The following is a 15442-nucleotide window of genomic DNA, read 5'->3' as shown; positions in this document are numbered from 1 at the left end:
AGCAAAAAAATGCCCGGCTCGAGTGATCGAGTCGGGCATTGTTGTTGTCAGGGGAGGCTTGTGCCGATCAATGGGCTTCAGTGGTCATGGCATTGACGGGGGTAGCGCAAGAGGTATCTTCGACGGTGTCGGGTGCAATATTGACCGCGTGCAGGCCCTTGGGCCCCTGGATGACTTCGAACGTGACGCGTTGTCCGGCTCTCAGGGTTTTATAGCCATCCATCTGAATCGCCGAGTAATGGGCGAAAAGGTCTTCATCCCTGCCGTTTGCGATAATGAAACCGTAGCCCTTGGCATTGTTGAACCATTTGACTTTGCCACTCATCTTGACGACCGACATAGGCCATATCCCTCTGCAACACACTCCGTCAGTGGAGTATCATCCAATCCATCCGCAGGCTAATCTTGGAAAACAGGATCGATTCCACGGACCTTTTTAACCCACGATGGGCTCTATTGGTTGTAACACCGTTTTCCCGATAGTCAAGGTGACCCGGCGAACGTGGTTGAAATCGCCTACAAGCGCCCCCATCACTGTATTTGCCAACTAAACGAACCTTTCTTTCCATGCATGCAATCAGCCAGATTCGACTAACATTCAATCAGGATCGCCCGGATCTACATGACGACGATTCCGCAGGCATTGCTGTTCAGGAAGCAAAGCCTGCATTACAGGCGCCACCGATGTACAAGGTGGTTTTGTTCAACGATGACTACACACCGATGGATTTCGTCGTCGAAGTGCTCGAGGTGTTTTTTAACCTGAATCGCGAGCTGGCGACCAAGGTCATGCTGGCCGTCCATACAGAGGGACGGGCAGTATGTGGAGTGTTTACCCGCGACATCGCCGAGACGAAGGCCATGCAGGTCAACCAGTACGCCCGGGAAAGCCAGCATCCGCTACTCTGTGAAATCGAGAAGGACGGTTAACGCCGACCACTTGGGTATGAGGTGAAGCTATGTTAAACCGCGAGCTCGAAGTCACCCTCAATCTTGCCTTCAAGGAGGCTCGTTCGAAGCGTCATGAATTCATGACCGTCGAGCACCTGCTGCTGGCCCTATTGGATAACGAGGCTGCCGCCACCGTTTTGCGTGCCTGCGGCGCAAACCTCGATAAACTCAAGCATGATTTGCAGGAGTTCATCGACTCCACCACGCCATTGATCCCCGTTCATGACGAGGATCGCGAAACCCAGCCAACCCTGGGCTTCCAGCGTGTCCTGCAGCGTGCTGTCTTTCATGTACAGAGCTCGGGTAAGCGTGAAGTGACCGGCGCCAACGTGCTGGTCGCCATCTTCAGCGAACAGGAAAGCCAGGCGGTTTTCCTGCTCAAGCAGCAGAGTGTTGCGCGCATCGATGTCGTCAATTACATCGCCCATGGCATTTCCAAGGTACCTGGGCACGGCGATCACTCCGAAGGTGAACAGGATATGCAGGATGACGAGGGCGGTGAGTCTTCTTCTTCAGGCAATCCGCTGGACGCCTATGCCAGCAATCTGAATGAACTGGCGCGCCAGGGGCGTATCGATCCACTGGTCGGACGCGAGGCGGAAGTCGAGCGGGTCGCGCAGATCCTGGCCCGACGCCGCAAGAACAATCCGCTGCTGGTGGGCGAGGCGGGCGTGGGCAAGACTGCGATCGCCGAAGGCCTGGCCAAGCGTATCGTCGATAACCAGGTGCCGGACCTGCTCGCCAACAGTGTGGTGTATTCCCTCGATCTGGGGGCCTTGCTGGCGGGCACCAAGTACCGCGGTGATTTCGAGAAGCGCTTCAAGGCATTGCTGGGCGAGCTGAAAAAGCGTCCGCAGGCGATCCTGTTCATCGACGAAATCCACACCATCATTGGTGCCGGTGCCGCGTCCGGTGGGGTCATGGATGCCTCGAACCTGCTCAAGCCGCTGCTGTCTTCGGGTGATATCCGTTGCATCGGTTCGACCACGTTCCAGGAATTTCGCGGGATCTTCGAAAAAGACCGTGCCCTGGCCCGGCGTTTCCAGAAAGTCGATGTGTCGGAGCCTTCGGTGGAAGACACCATCGGTATCCTGCGTGGGCTGAAGGGGCGTTTCGAACTGCACCACAATATCGAATACAGCGATGAAGCCCTGCGCGCCGCTGCTGAGCTGGCCTCGCGCTATATCAATGACCGGCATATGCCGGACAAGGCCATTGATGTTATCGACGAGGCGGGTGCCTATCAGCGGCTTCAGCCTGTGGAGAAGCGCGTCAAGCGCATCGAAGTGCCACAGGTCGAAGACATCGTGGCGAAAATCGCGAGGATTCCGCCCAAGCACGTCACCAGTTCCGACAAGGAGCTGCTGCGTAATCTGGAGCGTGACCTGAAGCTGACCGTGTTCGGTCAGGATGCAGCCATCGATTCGCTGTCCACCGCCATCAAGTTGTCCCGCGCCGGACTCAAGTCGCCGGACAAACCAGTGGGTTCTTTCCTGTTCGCAGGTCCCACCGGTGTCGGCAAGACCGAGGCCGCACGGCAATTGGCCAAGGCGATGGGGATCGAGCTGGTTCGCTTCGACATGTCCGAGTACATGGAGCGTCACACCGTATCGCGTCTGATTGGTGCGCCTCCGGGATATGTCGGTTTCGACCAGGGCGGCCTGCTGACCGAGGCCATCACCAAGCAGCCGCATTGCGTGCTCTTGCTCGATGAAATCGAGAAGGCGCATCCGGAAGTCTTCAACCTGCTCCTGCAGGTCATGGATCACGGTACGCTGACCGACAACAACGGGCGCAAGGCGGATTTCCGCAATGTGATCATCATCATGACCACCAACGCCGGCGCCGAAACCGCGGCTCGCGCTTCGATCGGTTTCACCCATCAGGACCATTCGTCCGATGCGATGGAAGTGATCAAGAAGAGCTTCACGCCTGAATTCCGCAACCGCCTGGACACTATTATCCAGTTTGGTCGCCTCAGCCATGAGGTCATCAAGAGTGTGGTGGACAAGTTCCTTACCGAACTTCAGGCGCAGCTCGAAGACAAGCGTGTGCTGCTGGAAGTCACCGATGCGGCCCGCAGTTGGCTGGCGGCCGGTGGTTACGATGTGACGATGGGGGCACGGCCGATGGCTCGCCTGATCCAGGACAAGATCAAGCGTCCACTGGCGGAGGAGATCCTCTTTGGCGAACTGGCCGAACATGGCGGTGTGGTCCACATCGACATCAAGGATGGCGAGCTGACCTTCGACTTCGAAACCACGGCTGAAATGGCCTGATCGTTACACGCAGGAAAAGCAAAAGGCGCCGAAAGGCGCCTTTTTGCTGACTTCAGAAACACCTGGCCCCTCCGGGTCTGGATAACTGCAGGATTTGTATCCGCCACAAATTTCCTGTGGGAGCGAGCCTGCTCGCGAAAGCGGTGGGTCAGTTGGCTGGAATGTCGAATGCGCCGGCCTCATCGCGAGCAGGCTCGCTCCCACAGGGTTGTGAGGTGATTATTGGCGCGGACAAACAAAAACGCCCGGCATCAGCCGGGCGTTTTGTATTGACTTGTTAGCGAGCGCGGTAAGTGATGCGCCCTTTGCTCAAGTCATAGGGCGTCAGCTCGACGCGCACTTTGTCACCGGTAAGAATACGAATGTAGTTCTTGCGCATCTTGCCGGAGATGTGCGCGGTTACGACGTGCCCATTTTCCAACTCCACACGAAACATGGTGTTGGGCAGGGTGTCGACGACAGTGCCTTCCATTTCGAAGCTGTCTTCTTTCGACATGCAGTAAAGCCCTCGGTATCCAGTGAATGGCCCGGTGCAACTGCGCCAGGCAAAAGCGGCGTGCATTGTGCCCGAAAAAGGGGGTTTAAGCCAAGGGGTTCTAACTGAGGACGACCCATCTCTGGTTAATCAGCAATTCGATGGGGCGATATTGGGTCTTGTAATTCATTTTTTTGCAGTTTTTGATCCAGTAGCCCAAGTACACCGCTTCCAGCCCGAGGCGCCGGGCTTCGTTGATCTGCCAGAGGATGGCAAAACGCCCCAGACTGCGCCGTTCTTCGTCGGGCTCATAGAAGGTGTACACCGCCGAAAGCCCGTTGGGCAGCAGGTCTGTGACGGCGATGGCCACCAGTCGCCCTTCGAGGCGGAACTCATAGAAGCGGGAAAAGGGCAGGTCGCGGACCAGAAAGGTCGAAAACTGATCACGACTGGGCGGGTACATGTCGCCGTCGGCGTGGCGCTGCTCGATGTAGCGCTGGTAAAGATCGAAATACTCCTCGCTGAACTGCGGCTTGGCTGGCCGGACCTGCAGGTCGGCGTTGCGCTTGAAAATCCGCTTCTGCTGGCGATTGGGTACAAACTGAGCCACGGGAATGCGCGCCGGCACGCACGCATTGCAATGTTGGCAATGGGGCCGGTAGAGATGATCGCCGCTGCGACGGAAGCCCATCTCCGACAGATCTGCGTAGACATGCACATCCATGGGCTGGCTAGGGTCGAGGAACAGCGTCGTGGCCTGCTCCTCGGGCAGGTAACTGCAAGAGTGGGGTTGAGTGGCATAGAACTTCAAGCGCGCCAACTCGGTCATGATCAACCCTCGGGAGTAAGCTTTGGATTAAGTGTAAGCCAGGAGCGCCATTGTCGCTCAGCAAACCCAGGTTGCGTGGTTGGGCTGGTCCAGATGCGCCTTGAGGTAGCCGGCAAACTCAGCCCTTGGGATCGACCGGGCGCCGAGGCTGTGCAAGTGTTCGGTGGGCATTTGGCAGTCGATCAGCACGAAACCGGCCGCTTTGAGATGTTGGACCAGGGTGGCGAAGCCGAATTTCGAGGCGTTATCGGCCCGACTGAACATGGACTCGCCAAAAAACAGCTGCCCCATGGCCAGGCCATACAGGCCGCCCACCAATATACCCTGGTCCCATACCTCCACTGAATGGGCGAAACCGCGTCGATGCAGCTCCAGATAGGCGGTTTGCATGGCCTCGGTGATCCAGGTGCCGTCAGCATAGTCCCGGGGCGCGGCGCAGGCCTCGATGACAGCGGCAAAGTCCTTGTCGAACGTCACGGCATAGCGTTGCTTGCGCAGAAGCTTGCCCAGGCTGCGCGATACATGCAGTTCGTCGGGAAACAATACGGTGCGTGGATCCGGTGACCACCACAAGATCGGCTGGCCTTCGGAGAACCACGGGAAACAGCCGTGGCGATAGGCCCGGATCAGCCGATCGGCGGACAGGTCGCCACCGGCGGCCAGCAAGCCATTGGGGTCGCTCAGGGCTTTGGCCAGTGGCGGAAAATCGAACGTGTTGCGTTGTAGCCAAGTCAGCATGGTCATCCGGGCTTGCAGAAGGGGAGGGCGGGTCTTGTGCGCAGACAAGAGCCCGCCTAAAGGTTAACCGTCAAGCCACCGGAATGTCATCGAGATACTTCTCGGCGTCGAGTGCGGCCATGCAACCGGCACCGGCCGACGTAATGGCTTGTCGATACACGTGATCGGCCACGTCGCCGGCGGCGAACACGCCTTCGATATCGGTTGCAGTGGCATTGCCCTCGCTGCCGCCGCGGACGATCAGGTAGCCGTCGCGCATTGTCAGTTGGCCCTGGAACAACTCGGTGTTGGGTTGATGGCCGATAGCGATAAACACGCCGGCCAGGGACAAGGTGCTGGTCTGGCCGGTCTCACTTTGGCGCAGACGCGCGCCGGTGACGCCGCTGGCGTCACCCAGCACTTCATCCAGATTCTGCTTCCAGTGCAGTTTCACATTGCCGTGGCGGGCTTTTTCGAACAGCTTGTCCTGCAGTATTTTCTCTGCGCGCAGTTTGTCCCGGCGGTGAATCAGGTGTACCTCGCGGGCGATGTTGGACAGGTACAAAGCCTCCTCAACCGCCGTATTGCCACCACCGACCACCGCCACTACCTGATTGCGGTAAAAGAATCCGTCGCAGGTTGCGCAGGCGGAAACGCCCCTGCCGGCGAAGGTCTGCTCTGAGGCCAGGCCCAGGTATTGGGCTGAAGCGCCGGTGGCGATGATCAGCGCGTCGCAGGTGTAGGTGCCGCTGTCGCCGATGAGTTCGAAAGGGCGCTGTTGCAACTTGGCGGTGTGGATATGGTCGTAGACGATCTGCGTGTCGAAGCGCTCGGCGTGGCGTTGCATGCGTTCCATCAGCACCGGACCGGTCAAGTCCGTGACATCGCCGGGCCAGTTGTCGACTTCGACGGTGGTAGTGAGCTGGCCACCGGCCTGCAGGCCAGTAATGACAACGGGTTTGAGGTTGGCACGGGCGGCATAGACAGCGGCGCTGTATCCCGCAGGGCCGGAACCGAGAATGATCAGGCGTGAATGCTTCACTTCGCTCATAAAAACACCTCATAAGCCTTTGTCACGAAAGAGAATGCATGCTCCAATTGACGCCAACACAGCTGGTTTTTGGCTATGCTGTAGCCCATCGTGCGGGCAATGCCTTGGGGCTGACAAACCCGTACAATGCTTGAGTTTTGAACGCAGGAGAGGCAAAAGATCAAAATCTTCGGCAACACCTGCGGTTTTCTGGATGCACGTCACAGTGGTAAAAGTAGTACCGGTTGTGCACATTCACTTTTTTGCCTGCTCGTGATGAGCAGTTTTTTATAGTCATTCAACAGATGGACGCGCCTTTGGCGCAGGAAAAGAAGCGTTTTGAAGAAATCCACCGCAGCACCTAAAACAGTCGTTCCGCTCTGGCGCCAGCAATTGCACTACCGGCTCAAGGAAGGTGCGTTGATCGCCATCGGCGCCTTGTGCCTGTTCCTGATGATGGCCTTGCTGACCTATGGCAAGGACGATCCGGGCTGGAGCCACAACAGCAAGATCGACGATGTGCAGAATTTCGGCGGTCCGGCCGGTTCCTACAGCGCTGACATCCTGTTCATGGTGCTGGGCTATTTCGCCTACATCTTTCCGCTTTTGCTGGCGATCAAGGCCTATCAGATTTTCCGTCAACGCCACGAGCCCTGGCAGTGGAGTGGCTGGCTGTTTTCCTGGCGCCTGATCGGCCTGGTGTTCCTGGTGCTGTCGGGCGCTGCGCTGGCCCATATCCATTTTCACGCTCCCACCGGCCTGCCGGCCGGAGCGGGCGGTGCCCTGGGGGAAAGTCTTGGCGAGCTGGCCAAAAACGCCCTGAACATCCAGGGCAGCACGCTGCTGTTCATCGCCCTGTTCCTGTTCGGCCTGACGGTGTTCACCGATTTGTCATGGTTCAAGGTGATGGATGTCACCGGCAAGATCACCCTGGACCTGATCGAGCTGATCCAGGGAGCGATGAATCGCTGGTGGGCGGCGCGCACCGAGCGCAAGCAACTGGTGGCGCAACTGCGCGAGGTGGATGACCGCGTCCACGACGTGGTGGCCCCGACCGTCACGGACAAGCGCGAGCAGGCCAAGGTCAAGGAACGCCTGATCGAACGTGAACAGGCCCTGAGCAAGCACATGTCCGAGCGCGAGAAACAGGTGCCGCCGGTCATCACCATGGCTCCGGCCAAGGCGCCGGAGCAGAGCAAGCGCGTGCAGAAAGAGAAACAGGCGCCGCTGTTCGTCGACAGTGCAGTGGAAGGCACCTTGCCGCCGATCTCGATCCTGGATCCGGCCGAAAAGAAACAGCTCAACTATTCCCCCGAATCCCTGGCGGCCGTCGGTCACCTGCTGGAAATCAAGCTCAAGGAGTTCGGCGTCGAGGTTTCGGTGGATTCGATCCACCCGGGCCCGGTGATTACCCGTTACGAAATCCAGCCGGCCGCCGGCGTGAAGGTCAGCCGTATCGCCAACCTGGCCAAGGACCTGGCACGTTCTCTGGCCGTGACCAGCGTGCGGGTAGTGGAAGTGATTCCCGGCAAAACCACCGTGGGCATCGAGATTCCCAACGAAGACCGGCAGATCGTGCGCTTCTCCGAAGTGCTCTCCACCCCTGAATACGACAACCACAAGTCGCCGGTCACCCTGGCCCTGGGCCATGACATCGGCGGCAAGCCTGTCATCACTGACCTGGCGAAAATGCCGCACCTGCTGGTGGCCGGTACCACCGGTTCCGGTAAGTCGGTGGGTGTGAACGCGATGATCCTGTCGATCCTGTTCAAGTCCGGCCCGGAAGACGCCAAGCTGATCATGATCGACCCGAAAATGCTCGAGCTGTCGATCTATGAAGGCATTCCGCACCTGCTGTGCCCGGTGGTGACCGACATGAAGGACGCCGCCAACGCCCTGCGCTGGAGCGTTGCCGAGATGGAGCGTCGCTACAAGCTGATGGCGAAGATGGGCGTGCGGAACCTGTCGGGCTTCAATGCCAAGGTCAAGGAGGCCGAAGAGGCCGGTACGCCGTTGAGCGACCCGCTGTACCACCGCGAGAACATCCACGACGAAGCGCCGCTGCTGCACAAGCTGCCGACCATCGTGGTGGTGGTGGACGAATTCGCCGACATGATGATGATCGTCGGCAAAAAGGTCGAAGAACTGATCGCCCGGATCGCCCAGAAGGCCCGTGCCGCTGGTATCCACCTGATTCTCGCGACGCAGCGGCCGTCGGTGGACGTGATCACCGGCCTGATCAAGGCCAACATTCCGACCCGCATGGCGTTCCAGGTGTCGAGCAAGATCGACTCGCGGACCATCATCGACCAGGGTGGCGCCGAGCAGTTGCTGGGCCACGGTGACATGCTCTACATGCCGCCGGGCACCAGCCTGCCGATTCGTGTGCACGGTGCGTTCGTGTCCGACGATGAAGTGCACCGGGTCGTTGAAGCCTGGAAACTGCGTGGCGCCCCTGAATACAACGACGACATCCTCAACGGTGTCGAGGAAGCCGGCAGCGGCTTTGAGGGCAGCAGCGGTGGTGGCGATGACGATGCCGAAACCGATGCGCTCTATGACGAAGCGGTGCAGTTCGTCCTGGAAAGCCGCCGGGCCTCGATTTCCGCCGTTCAGCGCAAGCTCAAGATCGGCTACAACCGTGCCGCACGCATGATCGAGGCCATGGAAATGGCCGGGGTCGTGACGGCGATGAACACCAACGGTTCGCGCGAAGTACTGGCGCCGGGCCCGATGCGCGATTAATGACCTGAGCGGCCTGGCGACACGCCGCTCGACCTCCCACGACTTCAAGAGGACTCCCATGCGCCTGATTCGCATGTTGCTGTTGCCCGTACTGGCCCTGACCACCTTGTCGGCCCATGCCGATGAAAAGGACGTGGCCCGCCTGACCCAGTTGCTGGAACGTTCCCAGACCCTGACCGCTCGCTTCTCCCAACTGACCCTCGACGGCAGTGGTACCCAGTTGCAGGAAACCGCCGGTGAGATGGCCTTGCAGCGTCCGGGCCTGTTCTATTGGCACACCGATGCACCGGCTGAACAACTGATGGTTTCCGATGGCAAGAAAGTCTCGCTGTGGGACCCGGACCTGGAACAGGTCACCATCAAGACCCTGGACCAGCGCCTGACCCAGACCCCGGCGTTGCTGCTCTCCGGCGATGTTTCCAAGATCAGCCAGAGTTTCGACATCAGCTCCAAAGAGGCCGGTGGCGTGATTGACTTCACCCTCAAGCCCAAGACCCGGGACAGCCTGTTCGACAGCCTGCGCCTGTCCTTTCGCAACGGTCTGGTCAACGACATGCAACTGATCGACAGTGTCGGTCAGCGTACCAATATCCTGTTCACCGGGGTCAAGGCCAACGAGCCGATCGCTGCGTCCAAGTTCAAGTTCGACATCCCCAAGGGTGCGGACGTGATCCAGGAGTAAACATAAAGCCCCTGTCGGAAATGGCCTGTGGGAGCAAGGCTTGTGGGAGCAAGGCTTGCCCGCGATTGCATCGCCTCGGTCTACCAGACGCACCGAGGTGTCTGTATCGCGGGCAAGCCTTGCTCCCACAGATGCTCCCACAGATCTGCTCCGGTAGAGAGGATCGGCACCAGGACCCAGCGGAGGTTGCATAAGTAGTGATGGACCTGTTTCGAAGCGCCCCGATTGCCCAGCCATTGGCCGCCCGCCTGCGCGCGACCAACCTGGATGAGTACGTCGGCCAGGAGCATGTGCTCGCTCGCGGCAAGCCTCTGCGCGAAGCGCTGGAGCAGGGCGCGCTGCATTCGATGATTTTCTGGGGCCCGCCGGGCGTGGGCAAGACCACCCTGGCGCGGCTGTTGGCCGAAGTCTCGGATGCCCATTTCGAGACGGTTTCGGCAGTGCTGGCCGGGGTCAAGGAAATCCGCCAGGCGGTGGAAGTCGCCAAGCAACAGGCCGGGCAATACGGCAAGCGCACCATCCTGTTTGTCGATGAAGTGCACCGTTTCAACAAGTCGCAGCAGGACGCGTTCCTGCCCTACGTCGAAGACGGGACGCTGATCTTCATTGGCGCGACCACCGAAAACCCTTCGTTCGAACTCAATAACGCCTTGCTGTCCCGGGCGCGGGTCTATGTGCTCAAGAGCCTCGACGAGGCGGCGATGCGCAAGTTGGTGCACCGGGCGCTGACCGAGGAACGCGGCCTGGGCAAACGCCAGTTGAGCCTCAGCGACGAAGGCTTCCAGATCCTGTTTTCGGCCGCCGATGGCGATGGCCGGCGCTTGCTCAACCTGCTGGAAAACGCCTCGGACCTGGCCGAAGACAACAGCGAGATTGGCGTCGAACTGCTGCAAAGCCTGTTGGGCGATACCCGTAGACGCTTCGACAAGGGCGGTGAGGCGTTCTACGACCAGATTTCGGCGCTGCACAAATCCATCCGTGGCTCCAACCCCGACGCGGCCTTGTACTGGTTTGCGCGCATGATCGACGGCGGCTGCGATCCGCTGTACCTGGCGCGTCGAGTGGTACGCATGGCCAGCGAAGACATCGGCAATGCCGATCCCCGCGCCCTGAGCCTGTGCCTGGCCGCCTGGGATGTGCAGGAGCGCCTCGGCAGCCCGGAAGGCGAACTCGCCGTGGCCCAGGCCATCACCTACCTGGCTTGCGCGCCAAAGAGCAATGCGGTGTACATGGGCTTCAAGGCCGCGATGCGCAGCGCCACCGAGCATGGCTCCCTGGAAGTGCCGCTGCACCTGCGCAACGCGCCGACCAAACTGATGAAGCAATTGGGCTATGGCGATGAATACCGTTACGCTCACGACGAACCGGACGCCTATGCCGCCGGTGAAGACTATTTTCCCGAAGAACTCGAACCCCAGCCGTTCTATCAGCCGGTGCCCCGTGGCCTTGAACTGAAGATCGGCGAGAAACTCAATCATTTGGCACAACTGGACCGTCTGAGTCCAAGGCAGCGGAGAAAACCTTGATCCCCTTGATCCTCGCAGTCTCTGCTGGTGGCGTTGCCGGCACGTTGTTGCGCTTTGCGACTGGCAATTGGGTCAACGCAAATTGGCCGCGGCACTTCTATACCGCCACGCTGGCCGTTAATATCGTGGGCTGTCTGCTGATCGGCGTTCTATACGGTCTGTTTTTGATTCGCCCCGAGGTGCCCATCGAGGTGCGCGCGGGGCTGTTGGTCGGCTTTCTTGGCGGCCTGACGACTTTTTCATCCTTTTCACTGGATACGGTGCGCCTGCTGGAAAGCGGGCAGGTGCCGCTGGCCCTGGGCTACGCGGCCATCAGCGTATTCGGCGGGCTGCTCGCCACCTGGGCTGGCCTGTCCCTGACCAAACTTTGATAACGAGAGACCGACATGCTCGATTCCAAACTGTTACGTAGCAACCTTCAGGACGTAGCGGACCGCCTGGCATCCCGTGGCTTCGCCCTGGACGTCGCGCGCATCGAAGCGCTGGAAGAACAGCGCAAGACCGTCCAGACCCGCACCGAAGCCCTGCAGGCTGAACGTAACGCGCGCTCCAAATCCATCGGTCAGGCCAAGCAGCGCGGCGAAGACATCGCACCGCTGATGGCCGATGTCGAGCGCATGGCGGGTGAGTTGAGTGCTGGCAAGGTCGAGCTGGACGCGATCCAGACCGAACTGGATTCGATCCTGCTGGGTATCCCCAACCTGCCGCATGAATCGGTCCCGGTCGGTGAAGATGAAGACGGCAACGTCGAAGTGCGCCGTTGGGGCACGCCCAAAGTCTTCGATTTCCCGGTGCAGGATCACGTCGCCCTGGGCGAGAAGTTCGGCTGGCTCGATTTCGAAACCGCCGCCAAGCTGTCGGGCGCCCGTTTTGCCTTGTTGCGCGGGCCGATTGCCCGTCTGCATCGCGCCCTGGCGCAGTTCATGATCAACCTGCACGTCACCGAGCACGGCTACGAAGAAGCCTACACGCCTTACCTGGTTCAGGCGCCAGCCTTGCAGGGCACTGGCCAGTTGCCGAAGTTCGAGGAAGACCTGTTCAAGATCAGCCGCGAAGGCGAGGCCGACCTGTACCTGATCCCTACCGCCGAAGTGTCGCTGACCAACATCGTCGCTGGCGAGATCGTCGACGCCAAGCAACTGCCCATCAAGTTCGTCGCCCACACACCGTGTTTCCGCAGTGAAGCCGGGGCATCGGGCCGTGATACCCGGGGCATGATCCGTCAGCATCAGTTCGACAAGGTCGAGATGGTGCAGATCGTCGAGCCCTCGGTGTCCATGCAAGCGCTGGAAAGCCTGACCGCCAACGCCGAGAAAGTCTTGCAACTGCTGGAGCTGCCATATCGCACCCTGGCGCTGTGCACCGGCGACATGGGCTTCAGTGCGGTGAAGACTTACGACCTGGAAGTCTGGATCCCGAGCCAGGACAAGTATCGCGAGATTTCTTCGTGCTCCAACTGTGGCGATTTCCAGGCCCGCCGCATGCAGGCGCGTTTCCGCAACCCGGAAACCGGCAAGCCGGAGCTGGTCCACACCCTCAATGGCTCCGGCCTGGCCGTGGGCCGCACCCTGGTGGCGGTACTGGAAAACTACCAGCAGGCCGACGGTTCGATCCGTGTGCCCGAGGTGTTGAAGCCCTACATGGGCGGCATCGAGGTCATCGGCTAAATGGACTATTTGCCACTGTTCCACAACCTGCGCGGCAGCCGCGTGCTGGTGGTCGGCGGCGGCGAGATTGCCTTGCGCAAGTCTCGCCTGCTGGCCGATGCCGGCGCGTTGTTGCGGGTGGTCGCACCCGATATCGAACCGCAGTTGCGGGAACTGGTCAGTGGCAGCGGCGGTGAATGCATCCTGCGTGGCTACGTGGAAGCGGACCTGGACGGCTGTGGCCTGATCATCGCCGCCACCGACGACGAATCGCTCAACGCCCAGGTGTCGGCCGACGCCCACAAGCGTTGCGTGCCGGTCAACGTGGTGGACGCACCGGCCCTGTGCAGCGTGATCTTCCCGGCGATTGTCGACCGCTCGCCGCTGGTGATCGCGGTGTCCAGCGGCGGCGATGCGCCGGTGCTGGCGCGGTTGATCCGAGCCAAGCTGGAAACCTGGATTCCTTCGACCTATGGGCAACTGGCCGGGCTGGCGGCGCGTTTTCGCAGCCAGGTCAAAGGGCTGTTCCCGGATGTGCAGCAACGCCGGGCGTTCTGGGAAGAGGTGTTCCAGGGGCCGATCGCTGATCGACAGTTGGCCGGGCAGGGCGCCGAGGCCGAGCGCCTGTTGCGTGAAAAGATTGCAGGCCAGGCGCCGAATGCACCGGGTGAGGTCTATCTGGTGGGCGCAGGCCCTGGTGATCCGGACCTGCTGACCTTCCGCGCCTTGCGCCTGATGCAGCAGGCGGACGTGGTGCTTTACGACCGTCTGGTGGCTCCGGCGATCCTTGAGCTGTGCCGGCGTGACGCCGAGCGGATCTACGTCGGCAAGCGTCGCTCAGAGCACGCGGTGCCCCAGGAGCAGATCAACCAGCAATTGGTCGATCTGGCCCGGCAAGGCAAGCGGGTGGTGCGATTGAAGGGCGGTGATCCGTTCATCTTCGGTCGTGGCGGTGAAGAAATCGAAGAACTGGCGGCCCACGGCATCCCGTTCCAGGTAGTTCCGGGCATCACCGCCGCCAGCGGCTGCGCGGCCTACGCCGGGATCCCGCTGACCCATCGCGATTATGCCCAGTCGGTGCGATTCATCACCGGTCATCTGAAGGACGGCACCAGTGACTTGCCGTGGGCGGACTTGGTGTCGCCGGCGCAGACGTTGGTGTTCTACATGGGGTTGGTGGGGCTGCCGATCATCTGCGACGAGTTGATCAAGCACGGTCGCGCGGCGGACACACCGGCGGCGCTGATCCAGCAAGGCACCACCTCCAACCAGCGGGTGTTTACCGGCACCTTGGCAGATTTGCCGAAACTGGTGGCCGAGCATGAGGTTCATGCACCGACCCTGGTGATCGTTGGGGAAGTGGTGCAACTGCGCGAGAAACTGGCGTGGTTTGAAGGGGCTCAGGGGCAGGTCTAGACAGACCGTGTCGCTCCAATCGCGAGCAGGCTCGCTCCCACAGTGATCGTGTACAACCGCAGATTCATGGTTGAACAACGATCACATATGGGAGCGAGCCTGCTCGCGATTGGCCTTCAGAATCAACAAAGATCCTGGATCAGTTCTCAACCCCCCGCCAAATCCCTTTCCCACTCAACCGCTCCCGATCATGGGCAACCCTGAAGTCCTGCTCCGGCCCCTTGGGCACGATTCCGTTGGGGTTGATGGTCTTGTGGCTGCCGTAGTAATGGCGCTGGATATGGGTGAAGTCCACAGTCTCGGCAATCCCCGGCCACTGGTACAACTCCCGCAACCAGTTCGACAGGTTCGGATAATCCGCAATGCGCCGCAGGTTGCATTTGAAATGGCCGAAATACACCGCGTCAAAGCGGATGATGGTGGTGAACAGGCGGATATCGGCTTCGGTCAGGTATTCACCGGCCAGGTAGCGTCGGGTTTGCAGCAATGCTTCCAAGCGGTCCAGCTCAGTGAACAAACCATCGAACGCTTCTTCGTAGGCTGCCTGAGTGGTGGCGAACCCGGCGCGGTACACGCCATTGTTCACTGCCGGGTAAATGCGTTCGTTCAATGCATCGATATCGTGGCGCAGGTGCTCGGGGTAGAGGTCCAGGTCGTTTCCGGTCAAGCCGTCGAAGGCGCTGTTGAACATGCGGATGATTTCCGCTGATTCGTTGTTGACGATGCGTTGTTGCCGTTTGTCCCACAGCGCTGGCACGGTGACGCGACCGGTGTAGTGCGGCGTATCGGCGGTGTAGCGCTGGTGCAGGAAATCCAGGTGATCGAGTTTGTCGCCAGTGGAGCCATGGCGCTTGTCGAAGGTCCAGCCGTTTTCCAGCATCAGGTAGCTGACCACCGAGACATCGATCAGGTCTTGCAGGCCTTTGAGCTTGCGATAGATCAGCGTCCGGTGGGCCCAGGGGCAGGCCAGGGATACATACAAATGGTAGCGCCCGGACTCGGCGGCAAATCCGCTGTCGCCCGTGGGGCCGGCGCTGCCGTCGGCGGTGATCCAATGGCGGCGTTGCGCCTGTTCACGCTGGAAGGCGCCGTCCTTGCTTTCATACCACTGGTCCTGCCAGCGACCTTCGACTAACAAACCCATCT

14 protein-coding genes are annotated in these 15442 nt (G+C 60.2%); 8 read left to right on the top strand and 6 right to left on the bottom strand.

The features are described from left to right. Positions 1–67: 67 nt before the first annotated feature. Complete coding sequence (gene cspD / locus HQ912_RS17905; protein ID WP_047227722.1) at positions 68–340, bottom strand: cold shock domain-containing protein CspD; 273 nt, start codon at positions 338–340, stop codon at positions 68–70. Positions 341–567: 227 nt separating this feature from the next. On the opposite strand from cspD, the gene clpS reads away from it, so the two are divergent. Continuing rightward, positions 568–930 carry an ATP-dependent Clp protease adapter ClpS gene (gene clpS, locus HQ912_RS17900; protein ID WP_015094394.1) on the top strand — a complete coding sequence of 121 codons (363 nt, stop codon included), beginning with the start codon at positions 568–570 and terminating at the stop codon, positions 928–930. 29 nt (positions 931–959) lie between these two features. Next, complete coding sequence (gene clpA / locus HQ912_RS17895; RefSeq protein WP_047227721.1) at positions 960–3230, top strand: ATP-dependent Clp protease ATP-binding subunit ClpA; 2271 nt, start codon at positions 960–962, stop codon at positions 3228–3230. A gap of 277 nt (positions 3231–3507) precedes the next feature. On the opposite strand, the gene infA is transcribed toward clpA, so the two are convergent. The 4 genes from infA to trxB all read right to left on the bottom strand — a co-directional run bounded on the left by infA (position 3508) and on the right by trxB (position 6302). Beyond that, positions 3508–3726 (bottom strand): translation initiation factor IF-1, encoded by a 219-nt coding sequence (gene infA / locus HQ912_RS17890; protein ID WP_002553999.1) that lies wholly within the window; start codon positions 3724–3726, stop codon positions 3508–3510. Between the two features lie 100 nt (positions 3727–3826). Next, entirely contained in the window at positions 3827–4534 is a 708-nt protein-coding gene (locus HQ912_RS17885) for an arginyltransferase (protein ID WP_047227720.1), read from the bottom strand. Between the two features lie 57 nt (positions 4535–4591). Then, a complete protein-coding gene (gene aat, locus HQ912_RS17880; protein WP_047227754.1) occupies positions 4592–5272 on the bottom strand; it encodes a leucyl/phenylalanyl-tRNA--protein transferase in 681 nt (226 codons plus the stop codon). A 70-nt stretch (positions 5273–5342) separates the two neighbouring features. Further along, complete coding sequence (gene trxB, locus HQ912_RS17875; protein ID WP_173407110.1) at positions 5343–6302, bottom strand: thioredoxin-disulfide reductase; 960 nt, start codon at positions 6300–6302, stop codon at positions 5343–5345. A 318-nt stretch (positions 6303–6620) separates the two neighbouring features. On the opposite strand from trxB, the gene HQ912_RS17870 reads away from it, so the two are divergent. The 6 genes from HQ912_RS17870 to cysG all read left to right on the top strand — a co-directional run bounded on the left by HQ912_RS17870 (position 6621) and on the right by cysG (position 14296). Further along, positions 6621–9026 carry a DNA translocase FtsK gene (locus tag HQ912_RS17870; protein ID WP_076385477.1) on the top strand — a complete coding sequence of 802 codons (2406 nt, stop codon included), beginning with the start codon at positions 6621–6623 and terminating at the stop codon, positions 9024–9026. 58 nt (positions 9027–9084) lie between these two features. After that, the gene (gene lolA, locus HQ912_RS17865; protein ID WP_047227717.1) at positions 9085–9708 is read left to right on the top strand and encodes an outer membrane lipoprotein chaperone LolA; all 624 of its coding nucleotides are present in this window, start codon (positions 9085–9087) and stop codon (positions 9706–9708) included. A 200-nt stretch (positions 9709–9908) separates the two neighbouring features. Continuing rightward, complete coding sequence (locus HQ912_RS17860) at positions 9909–11234, top strand: replication-associated recombination protein A (RefSeq protein ID WP_047227716.1); 1326 nt, start codon at positions 9909–9911, stop codon at positions 11232–11234. Next, the gene (gene crcB, locus HQ912_RS17855; protein WP_047227715.1) at positions 11231–11605 is read left to right on the top strand and encodes a fluoride efflux transporter CrcB; all 375 of its coding nucleotides are present in this window, start codon (positions 11231–11233) and stop codon (positions 11603–11605) included. Before HQ912_RS17860 ends, crcB begins: the two co-directional genes overlap by 4 nt. Before the next feature lie 15 nt (positions 11606–11620). Then, positions 11621–12901, top strand: coding sequence for a serine--tRNA ligase (gene serS / locus HQ912_RS17850; protein WP_047227714.1), 1281 nt, complete (start codon positions 11621–11623; stop codon positions 12899–12901). Continuing rightward, the gene (cysG, locus tag HQ912_RS17845) at positions 12902–14296 is read left to right on the top strand and encodes a siroheme synthase CysG (protein ID WP_076385475.1); all 1395 of its coding nucleotides are present in this window, start codon (positions 12902–12904) and stop codon (positions 14294–14296) included. 139 nt (positions 14297–14435) lie between these two features. On the opposite strand, the gene HQ912_RS17840 is transcribed toward cysG, so the two are convergent. Further along, positions 14436–15440, bottom strand: a complete 1005-nt coding sequence (locus HQ912_RS17840; protein ID WP_076385473.1) for a glutathione S-transferase family protein — start codon at positions 15438–15440, stop codon at positions 14436–14438. Positions 15441–15442 lie beyond the last annotated feature (2 nt).

The organism is Pseudomonas sp. MPDS (genome assembly GCF_013283895.1).
Lineage (GTDB): Bacteria > Pseudomonadota > Gammaproteobacteria > Pseudomonadales > Pseudomonadaceae > Aquipseudomonas > Aquipseudomonas rhizophila.
This window is presented reverse-complemented; position numbering and strand designations above follow the sequence as displayed.